Below are 10000 nucleotides of genomic sequence, written 5' to 3' on the forward strand. Positions count from 1 at the left end.
CCCGAGCCGGGACCCATAATTATCTAGAACCAAGTGGAGAGGTTGGCCTTTATTGAGGTTGGTGTATGCGAGTTGAAGCAACTAGTGATAGAATTTGCTTTGAGTTGTTTGCTAAACATGCAGCCAATATTTTTTTGAGTAGAGATTAAACGGTGTTCCCATGAAGAATGAAAAGCCAACATTTTGGGATTGGGTTCATTTGAATAGGGATGTTGACTTCACAAGAGCACGATGGCTGGGAAGCTTCATAGGCGCGCTCTTGTTTATTGCTGCTTTAGCTATTGTCCTGATTTGCTTGATCGGCCTTTGGCATCTGCTGAGTGCATTTCTAGGATATGGCCCCTTTGGTGAGGATGCCACTGGCAGTGCGATCAGAAACATAGGTTTAATTATTGCTGCTGCTTTCAGCGCGCCATTTTTGGTGTGGAGGTCTATTGTTGCCCAAAAGAATGCTGATACTGCTGTTCAAAGCCAGATTACAGATCGAATAAACAAGGCGGTTGAAGGTCTTGGTGCTGAAAAAATTGTAAAGAAAACAATCGAAACACCTGAATATCAGAAGAAAGATGGGAAATGGATGCTGGATAAGGATGGAAATCCCAAGCCAGCTCTTCGCCCAGATGGCACACCAATTATTGATCGTGAAGTCTATGAAAGCAGCGTCCCGAACTTAGAAGTTCGGATCGGTGCAATATATGCGTTAGAGAGAATTGCACAGGATAGCCTCAGGGATCACTTACAGATTATGGAAATTCTCTGCGCCTACATCAGAGAGAATGCACCAGTTGTGAACTTAGATCCGACAGAACTTCCTTTGAGTGAAGTTACGCCTAGAGTTGATATTCAGGCTGCGATCAATGTAATTGGTCGACGTTCCTCAGAGCAGCTTCGAATGGAGCAAGAGAATAAGTTCCGGTTAAATTTGAGCGCCACAGACTTAAGCGGAGTTGATTTTCGTAGTGGTAATTTTACGGCTGCGTTGTTCGTGAAAAGTAGATTGGAGTTTGCAAATTTTCAAGATTGCGAATTGAATGGAACATATCTCTCTGGGGCATTACTAAACTTTGCAATCTTCCGAGGGGCAATATTGAAAGGAACGCGTTGTGACCGTGTTATCTTCAATCGCCCGACTGTTCCGTCTGGCTCGATGTATCCAGTATCTTTGGCAAATGGCTTTTTTCTTCTTGCAAAAGTGTACGGCGTGTCGTTCCGAGGGGCTGACTTAAGTGCAGCTGAGTTTTTGTCCGACCCGAAAGATACAAATGTAACGTTTGGTTCAAAAGACACACAACTACATCCTCGATTTAACGAAGAAATCGGCACACATTTTCATACAATCTATAAAATCAATAAAATGAAGAAGGAAGGGAACGAAGATGAGGCAATGCGTATGCAAAATGAGCTGTATGCGGAGCATGAGTTTGTAGATTGGGTTCCTTTCGACCAATATGATGGGGCTGTTGGAGAAATCTATAAGAAGTTTCTGGATCGATTGGGCCTAACGCAATGGCCTTACCAAGAATAAATATTCACGGAGAGTTTCGCTTCTGCCTCTTACTTTCCTCTGTAGGCAATCCAGATCTCAAGTAAATGTAAACTCTGGATACCGGATCTTCGCTTCGCTTGTCCGGCATGACGGCGAGGGGCGTTTGGGCAGACCTAAAGCCCCCACTGCCGTCTTCCCGCACTTGATGCGGGATCCAGCCGGAACTCACCTCTGATAACGGCCTAGCCATATCACGCGGTTGGCAATCTGCATTTACACCCACAAACTACAGCATGCTCACAAACGTCCCCTCAACTAACGCGCTCATCGGGCATATGCTGGGAGCGCCGCCCTGCTGCTTAGCTCTGGATACCGGATCTTCGCTTCGCTCGTCCGGCATGACGGCGAGGGCGGGCGTGGAGCATAAGTCCCCACCGCCGTCTTCCCGCACTTGATGCGGGATCTAGCTGGAAATCACCCCTGATAAAGGCCTAGCCAGATCATGCGATTGGCAATCTGCACATACACTCTCAAACTACGATATGCCCTATTACATCTACATCACCGCAAGTCAGAGAAACGGGACGCTCTTCACGGGCGTCACCAATAATCTGGCGCGCCGCATTCATGAGCATCGGGAGAAGGCGGCAACCTCGTTTACTGCTCGCTATGGCGTTTCTCAGCTGGTTTATTATGAAGAATTTGAGCGTATCGGGGATGCAATCGCTCGTGAGAAAAAGCTGAAACGTTGGAGGCGAGCATGGAAACTGAAGTTAATTGAAATACTTAACCCAGCCTGGCATGATCTGTATCGGGACTTAGGGTGACTGCTTTGCTAATCATTCTAGATCCCGCATCAAGTGCGGGATGACGGCGGTTAGAGGAGCATTGCGTGGATCATCTCACACCCCACCCCTTGCATTCCCGCGCATTTACCTATATCTCCCGAGGCAACGCGCTTATCGGGCATATGCTTGGAGCGCCACCCCGCTGCCTGCAATATATTCAGCAAGGCAGCCTGCTCGAGTGGGATGTAACACGGGCACGCACCGTGGTCCGCAGCGTTTCTAGGTCGCTTTCAAAGCTCCTCTCAAACTCCATGGATCTCAATTTTAGCCAGTCTGGCCGCGTAGATGTATGTCTGCGGGGTATATGCTGGCGTTTAATCTACGAGCATCTTCCTGATCCCATATCAGGGGGCGTGCTCTGCACATCTTGGAAGTACGAGAGTGAAGAATTTTGACGAAGCTGGCCTGGCAGAGCCTATCCTGCGCGCCGTAAAAGAAGAGGGCTATGAGGCCCCAACCCCAATCCAGCGTGAAGTAATTCCGCACATGAAAGCGGGCGAGGATATCCTCGGCATCGCGCAAACAGGCACCGGCAAAACCGCAGCCTTCGTGCTGCCACTGCTGACGTGTCTGGCAGAAGACCGCAAAAAACCAGCGCCGCACACCTGCCGTGCGCTTATTCTTGCGCCAACCCGTGAGCTTGCCTCCCAGATCGCCGATAGCGTGCGCACCTATGGCCAGTATATCGGCCCATCAACTGCCGTTATTTTTGGTGGTGTGAAACCCGGCCCACAGCTGCGCGCCCTGTCCAGAGGTCTGGACATTGTGATCGCCACACCGGGCCGTCTGGAAGACCACATGAGCACCGGCGGCATCAAGCTGGACGCCACAACAACAGTGGTACTGGACGAAGCCGACCAGATGCTGGACCTTGGCTTTGCGCCAGCCATCCGCCGTATTCTTGGCAAACTGCCAAAAGTGCGCCAGACAGTGCTGCTCTCCGCAACCATGCCACACCAGATCCGCAAGCTGGCGAAAGAATTCCAGACCAACCCGCGCGAAATCTCCGTGGCGCCGGTCTCCCGTCCAATTGAGAAAATCGAGCAGTCCGTTCGCTTCCTCAATTCAAGCTCAAAACGGGCTGCCCTGCAGGAAATCCTGTCAGAAAAAGACATCGAACGCGCCATCGTCTTCACCCGCACCAAGCGCGGCGCAGACCGTGTCAGCGGTCATCTGGACAAAGCAGGCCTCAGCTCAGCCGCCATCCACGGCAACAAGAGCCAGCGCCAGCGCGAAAGATCGCTTGATGGCTTCAAAAATGGCTCCATCAAAATCCTCGTGGCAACAGACATCGCTGCCCGCGGTATTGATATTGATGGCGTCAGCCACGTGGTCAACTACGAGCTGCCAAATGTGCCGGAAGCGTACGTTCACCGCATTGGCCGGACAGCCCGCGCAGGCAAAAGCGGTGTTGCCATCTCCCTGTGTGATGGAACCGAACAACCATACCTGCGCGACATTGAGCGCCTGATTGGCCGCAAAATCCCGTCTGGTGATGGTGATTGGGCGGACGGCGAAATGCCTGCGTACGATCCAGCAAACGAACAGACACAGCTGAAACGCCACAAACGCCCGCAAGGCAACCGTCGCCGCAGTGGCGGTGGTGGTGGCGGCGCTGGCCGCTCAGCCGGTGGTGCTGGTCGTCCAGCTGGCGGTGCAGGCCGCAACGGTGCCGCACAAGGCAGCAAACCAGCAGGTGAGGCAGGCGCAAGACCAGCCGGTGCAAAGCTAAATGCAGGTCGTGGCCGCGGCGGCAAACCAAACGCAAATGCGCGCCCAGCTCAAAAAAGCGGTCCAAACCGCAGCCAGAGCAACAGACCACGCCGCGCAAAACCAGCAGCTGCACAGCGCTGATTTCATAAAAAACACCGGGGCTCACAAGCCCCGGTTTTGCTTTCAGGCCTCAGTGGTCTCCGCCGTCTCATCTTCCGCCCGAGTGCCGAAGTTGGCAGGCGAGACGATCTCGATCAGCTCAAAATCCTCAGAATGCTCAATCTCGCGGTGGCGAATGCCCGCTGGCTGCACCACGCAGTCTCCCGGCTTCACCGTGCGGATGCCATGCCCCTCATACTCAAACCGCGCCCAGCCTTTCAGCACATAATAAAACTGAAAGGAGCAATCATGCACATGCCATTGCCCCGTCGCATTGTGCCCCTCACGCGCTTTGATCACATGCGCAACCACAGCCCCGTTGGTGGCATCAGCCACGCCAAGGTCGCGATATTCAAAATAACTGCGCAACCCCCGCGCCTCAAACTCCCCAGCCTCACCTTCGCTGTGGCTGAAACTCTGTTCCTGTTCCATGAAAGTCCCTCCCTCATCGTTGGGTAGTAGGGACCGTTAGGGCAGGGAACGTCAAGTTACAGATAAAGATAACTGGCCGTCGTGAAGTAGACCAACACCCCAAGCACGTCGTTGCTAGTGGTGATGAAAACACCCGTCGCCGCTGCTGGATCAATGCCAATCTTGTCCAGCACCACAGGCACCGTTGCCCCCACCATGGCAGCCACCGTGGTGACGATGACCAGAGAGGACGCAGCCGTAAGCGCCAGCCACACCGGGTCATGAATCTCAAACAGCACGGCCCCAATGCTGATGAGCACAGTCAGCACACTCCCCGCAATCACTCCGTTGGACAGCGCCCCGCAAAACTCCTTCCAAAGCCGAAACAGCGTACTGCCCGTCCAGATAGACCCCGTCGCAATGCCCTGCACCGCAACAGCAGACGCCTGAAGCCCGGAATTGCCCGCCATCGACATGATCACCGGAATAAACGCCGCCAAAATAGCCGCCTTCTCCAGCTCATCCTCAAAAGACCCAACCACCAGCGCCGCAACAGCAGACCCAATCAACCCCGTCATCAACCAGGGCAACCGGCCTTTGATGATCCGGCGCACGGAGTCTGAAGGCCGTGCTTCCGGCGAAACCCCGCCCATCAACATCAGGTCTTCCGAGAGCTCCTCACGCACAATCTGGTTCATCTGCTCAGTCGTAATCCGCCCAATCAGCTTCCCGTCAACGTCAATCACCGGCATGGAGGAAATCTGCCGCTTCGCCGCCTTGCGCAGCACATCCTCCTGATCCATTTCTGCCGACACCGCCAGCACATTGGCATCCATCACATCCCCGATGCGTGCTTTGGGCTCCAGCGTCAGCAAGCGCGTCACATCCAGCCGCCCAACCAGCCGATGCTTGGCATCCACCACAAACACCGTGCGAAACCGCCCCACCAGATCATACTGGCTCTTGATCGCCGCAATGGCCTTCTCTGCCGTGTAGTCCTCATGAAACGCCACAAACTTCCGGCTCATCAACCGCCCGGCTGTATCCTCCCCATGCCGTATCCGCTCCTCAATCTCCGCCTGCGCATCCAGCTGCGGCACAATAATGTCGAGCAGGCTCTGCGGAAACTCATCCAAAGTATCCGCCAGATCATTCTCCTTCAGCGTATTGAGAATCTCCACCAGCCGCGTAGTGGTCCCGTATTTCAGCAGTTCAGCCCGAAAATCCGGATAAAGCTCGGCAAGAATCTTGGTGGAAGGCCGAATAGGCAACAGCGCAAACAGTTTGCGAGCATCCGGTAGGGGCAGGGCAGTCAGCAACTGCAGCAGGTCCGTCGGTGGCCACTTCTTCAGCCGCTTCACCAGCCAGCTGGTCTCGTGCGCGCGCAGCAAATGGCGCACTGTCTTCAGCACCTGCTTATTGTGCTCATGTGCGGTGGTGTCTGTCTTGCTGCTCCACTGAAGTGGCTTCTTGTTTTTTGCCATCCTCCGCACCTTTGTTTGGGTACGATAATCTGCCTGCGCAGACCATGCCTCAGCGAAGTAAATCTCTCCCTAAGATCAAGCAAAACCAATGCTGTGTTTCTATAGCTAAAGTTTTCAAATAATACCGCAGCCCACAATGAGAAAGCCTTTATGAAATCTAAGTTATGAGGGGCCTTGCGCGGGCGGTTATATCAGCGCCCAACAGCATAAAATGACGCACACCAGCGTCTACATATTGGAAAATCTCCGAGAAAGATGTGCCATGCTCAACCGGATCTCTCCAAAACTGTGCGTTCAGATTGTAGCTGCTTCGTTCCTTTCGCTTTTGGCAACCGGTTTTCTGATTAACTCCTCAATGGCTCAGGACAGTTACGCTCAGGCAGAACCCTACGAGGAACTGAGCGGAGCGGGATCGATGTATCCAGACGTCCTGTTCAATGAAACTCTGCGTCTTTTCAAAACATCAAACCCCGAGATCGAAGTGCGATACGACCCGATCGGTAGTGGGGCTGGTGTGCTGGCATTGCAGGCTGGCAAGGTCGATTTTGCTGTCTCCAGCGCTCCGCTGGAAGCGATCCTGGAGCAAGACCTTGATATTGATGCCGCCGATGAGCCTGTCGCCATAGAAGACAAACTGCTGGAGATCCCCATCACCGCAGGCATGCTCGGTATTCTTTACAATATTGAAGGCGTAGGCCACTTGAAGCTCACGCGCAACGCGCTCTCCGGTATTTTTGATGGCTCCATCCAATACTGGAACCACCGTGAAATCCGCATGGTGAACCCGGACCTGCGCTTGCCAAAACTGAAAATCACCATTGTTGGCCGCAGCGATGCCAGCGGCGCAAACCTTGCGCTCTCCAAGCACTTGTACACCGCCGAAAATGCATGGTCTGGCAAATCTGCCAGCATTTGGCCACTGGAAACCTTCCCGAAAGATGCTGTCCTTGTGCCCAGTTCTTCTGAGGTCGTCACCAAAATCACCGAGAACAATGGCTCAATCGGCTATGCCCCCTCAGCCTTTGGCAGCACACTGGGAATCCCGATGGCTCTGGTCGAAAACCAAAAGGGCAACTTCGTAGCACCCTCACTCAATGCCGGAGAAGCAGCCATCGAGGAGATCAGCAGAAGTGGCGATCCGCTCTCCATTGATGAGATTCACAACCCTGAAGCTCCCAGCGCTTACCCCATCATTTCATTCTTTTGGCTGGTGACGGAAGACGTCTACCCTGATGTGAAAACCGGCACTGCGGTGCGCCAGTTTGCTGAATTTGTTTTGAGCGGACAGGCAAGAGGAGCCGCAATTTCATCCGGCTACATCCCGCTTCCGGCCAACATGCGCGCAGATGCCAAGAAGCTGGCAGCAACCATCCACTGATGTAGAGCGGATCAAACGACGATCCCACATGCAAGCATTTCAAACAAAAAAGCGGCGGAAATGATCCCGCCGCGTTTTGAATTTAGTATGAAGTTTGCTTATCTAGGCTCGCTACGCAAACCTTTGACGATTGCAAAACATGCGCCAAGCAAGATAATCGCAAACGGGAAGCCGGTTGAAACCGTCATCGCCTGAAGGCTGGAAAGACCACCTCCAAGCAGCAATGCAATCGCAACAAGGCCAACCAAAGACGCCCAGAAGATGCGCTGCTGAACCGGTGCGTTCACCTTGCCACCAGCTGTAATGGTATCGATCACCAAAGAGCCGGAGTCTGAAGACGTCACAAAGAATGTGATGATCAGAACAACACCCAGTACAGATGTGATTTCAGCAAGTGGCAGGTTGCTCAGCATCTCGAACAGCTGAATCTCAGTCGCCGCACCTGCAATTTTGCCAAGGGTAGAAGTCGCTTCCAGCTCAATCGCTGTGCCGCCAAAGGCTGTCATCCAGAGGGTGGTAACAACACTTGGAATAACCAGCACGCAAATCATGAACTCACGAACGGAGCGGCCACGGCTGATGCGAGCGATAAACATGCCCACAAACGGTGCCCAGGAGAACCACCAAGCCCAGTAGAAAGTTGTCCAGCCCTGACGGAAGTTATCGTCAACGCGGCCAACTGGGTTGGAAAGTGCTGGCAGATATTCCAGATAAGCTTCCAGATTCCAGAACAGTTTCTGCAGGATGTCCAATGTTGGACCAGCTAACAGAACAAAACCAAGCAGCAAAGCAGCGGTGATTACGTTGAAGGTGGAAAGGTGTTTAATGCCTTTATCCAGCCCCATAACAACGGAACAAAGTGCAATAGCAGAGATCGCGATGATCAAAATAACTTTGGTTGTTGTCGTGATTTCAAGACCAAACAAATGGTTCAAACCAGCATTGGCTTGTTCTGCACCAATACCCAGAGAGGTTGCCAGACCAAACATGGTGGCAAACACAGCCAGAATATCAATCACGTGACCCGGCCAACCCCAAACGCGCTCACCCAGAATTGGGTAAAAGATAGAGCGGACGGTCAGCGGCAGGCCTTTGTTATAGGAAAACAGAGCCAGACCAAGAGCAATCACAGCATAAGTTGCCCATGGGTGCAGGGCCCAATGGAAGATGGTGGAGGCCATGGCAAGGCGCTCTGCTTCCGCACCGCTCAGCGCTTCACCGCCCAATGGGGCCCAGCTGCTGCCAGAAGTGATGGAAGAGAAATGGCCAAGTGGCTCAGCCACGCCGTAAAAGACAAGGCCGATGCCCATGCCCGCAGCAAACAACATGGAGAACCATTCGCTGTAGCTGTAATCTGGTTTTGCATCTCTGCCGCCGATGCGAACCTTTCCCAGTGGAGACACAATAAGGAAGAGGCAAAGCAACACAAAGATATTGCCGGCAATTAGGAAAAACCAGTCAAAACTAGAAGTGAGCCAAACACGTAGATCACCAAAGACCGGACCAATAGCGTCCTTATAGAGCAGAGTAATTGCAACAAAAATTGCAATCGCAATACTGGAAATAGTGAAAACGATATTGTGGACGTCAAACGCAACACCAGCGATTCGCGGTGTAATATTGTCTTGTCCTACTTCATAATCAGTATCAATAAGATTGGACGGCCCTTCGGGGGCCGGAATAAGATCTGCGCAGGTTTGATCAGTCATACTGGTCCTGTTTATTGGCAGATATCCACGCATGCAGCCCGAGTGCGCGCGTCACGTGGATTTAGCAGCTCAACCAAGAGCCATGATCCGCTTGTTAGCCATCTGCCGCGAAAGCTCATGGGCGAGCCTATATGATCACTGCCAGAAATGGGTTCCACGCACAAAGGGCGGAAGCTGGCAACGCGGTTGCCTCCATGGCGGAGGCACAGATGGATAGCGATGCCATACAGCGAAAGTGATCTGGCTTAGCATGAAGCCGTCGCTGACAGTGATTGGTTAGGCACCACTTGGTGTGCGCGAAACCTACAAATTTAAATGCATTACACACAAGAGTAAAAATACTTAGTCTTGGGGATAGCTTTTGCCGATTTGCCTGATCCTGCAAAAGCAATATCAAAGAGGCCGAAAAACCTGTCTCACATCTCTAAGCTTATGATCTTCATATTCTATTTTCGGGCCTCATACTGCTCGAACACGCCAGTTTCAGAGAATATCAATCTCTTCCATGTTATATTGACTGTGCAAAGATGAAGATATTTCAGGCCTAATGAGGCACGTGAGTAGGGCTGCTCTCTTATTGATGGCTTTCTCATAGCAAACCTTAGTGTGAGACGTGAGGTTCGGACGCAGCGCAGAAAATGCCATTCAAAGTAAGAACAGCTCAGTTTCGGCTCCGTGGGAAGTCGATCCGATACGCATTGGAGACATGCTGCATTCGGCCTGAGGGCGAGAGGTGCAATCGAGGTGTAAGGTGGCGATGATGTTTGAGGCGAGAGCGTGAAGTTGCCATCTATGACCTGAAGGGCGAGCTG

At 52.6% G+C, this 10000-nt stretch carries 7 protein-coding genes; 4 read left to right on the forward strand and 3 right to left on the reverse strand.

Features of this window, described 5'->3' with window-relative positions:
* Window positions 1-160: 160 nt before the first annotated feature.
* The 3 genes from PsW64_RS17595 to PsW64_RS17605 all read left to right on the forward strand — a co-directional run bounded on the left by PsW64_RS17595 (window position 161) and on the right by PsW64_RS17605 (window position 4188).
* A complete protein-coding gene (locus tag PsW64_RS17595; RefSeq protein WP_063304407.1) occupies window positions 161-1525 on the forward strand; it encodes a pentapeptide repeat-containing protein in 1365 nt (454 codons plus the stop codon).
* Between the two features lie 503 nt (window positions 1526-2028).
* On the forward strand, window positions 2029-2313 hold the full coding sequence (locus tag PsW64_RS17600) for a GIY-YIG nuclease family protein (protein WP_063304408.1): 285 nt from the start codon (window positions 2029-2031) through the stop codon (window positions 2311-2313).
* A 402-nt stretch (window positions 2314-2715) separates the two neighbouring features.
* Window positions 2716-4188: a DEAD/DEAH box helicase gene (locus PsW64_RS17605; RefSeq protein ID WP_063304409.1), complete on the forward strand. Its 1473-nt coding sequence runs from the start codon at window positions 2716-2718 to the stop codon at window positions 4186-4188.
* 42 nt (window positions 4189-4230) lie between these two features.
* Here the strand turns inward: PsW64_RS17605 and PsW64_RS17610 are convergent, their stop codons facing one another.
* Both PsW64_RS17610 and mgtE read right to left on the reverse strand, forming a co-directional pair.
* A complete protein-coding gene (locus PsW64_RS17610; RefSeq protein ID WP_063304410.1) occupies window positions 4231-4638 on the reverse strand; it encodes a cupin domain-containing protein in 408 nt (135 codons plus the stop codon).
* Window positions 4639-4694: 56 nt separating this feature from the next.
* A complete protein-coding gene (gene mgtE, locus PsW64_RS17615) occupies window positions 4695-6101 on the reverse strand; it encodes a magnesium transporter (RefSeq protein WP_063304411.1) in 1407 nt (468 codons plus the stop codon).
* A 262-nt stretch (window positions 6102-6363) separates the two neighbouring features.
* On the opposite strand from mgtE, the gene PsW64_RS17620 reads away from it, so the two are divergent.
* Window positions 6364-7479, forward strand: a complete 1116-nt coding sequence (locus PsW64_RS17620; protein ID WP_057464736.1) for an extracellular solute-binding protein — start codon at window positions 6364-6366, stop codon at window positions 7477-7479.
* A 98-nt stretch (window positions 7480-7577) separates the two neighbouring features.
* Here PsW64_RS17620 and PsW64_RS17625 read toward each other — a convergent pair whose 3' ends face one another.
* Window positions 7578-9188: a BCCT family transporter gene (locus PsW64_RS17625; protein WP_057464735.1), complete on the reverse strand. Its 1611-nt coding sequence runs from the start codon at window positions 9186-9188 to the stop codon at window positions 7578-7580.
* Window positions 9189-10000: the final 812 nt, after the last annotated feature.

This window comes from Pseudovibrio sp. W64 (assembly GCF_001623145.1).
Taxonomy (GTDB): Bacteria; Pseudomonadota; Alphaproteobacteria; order Rhizobiales; family Stappiaceae; genus Pseudovibrio.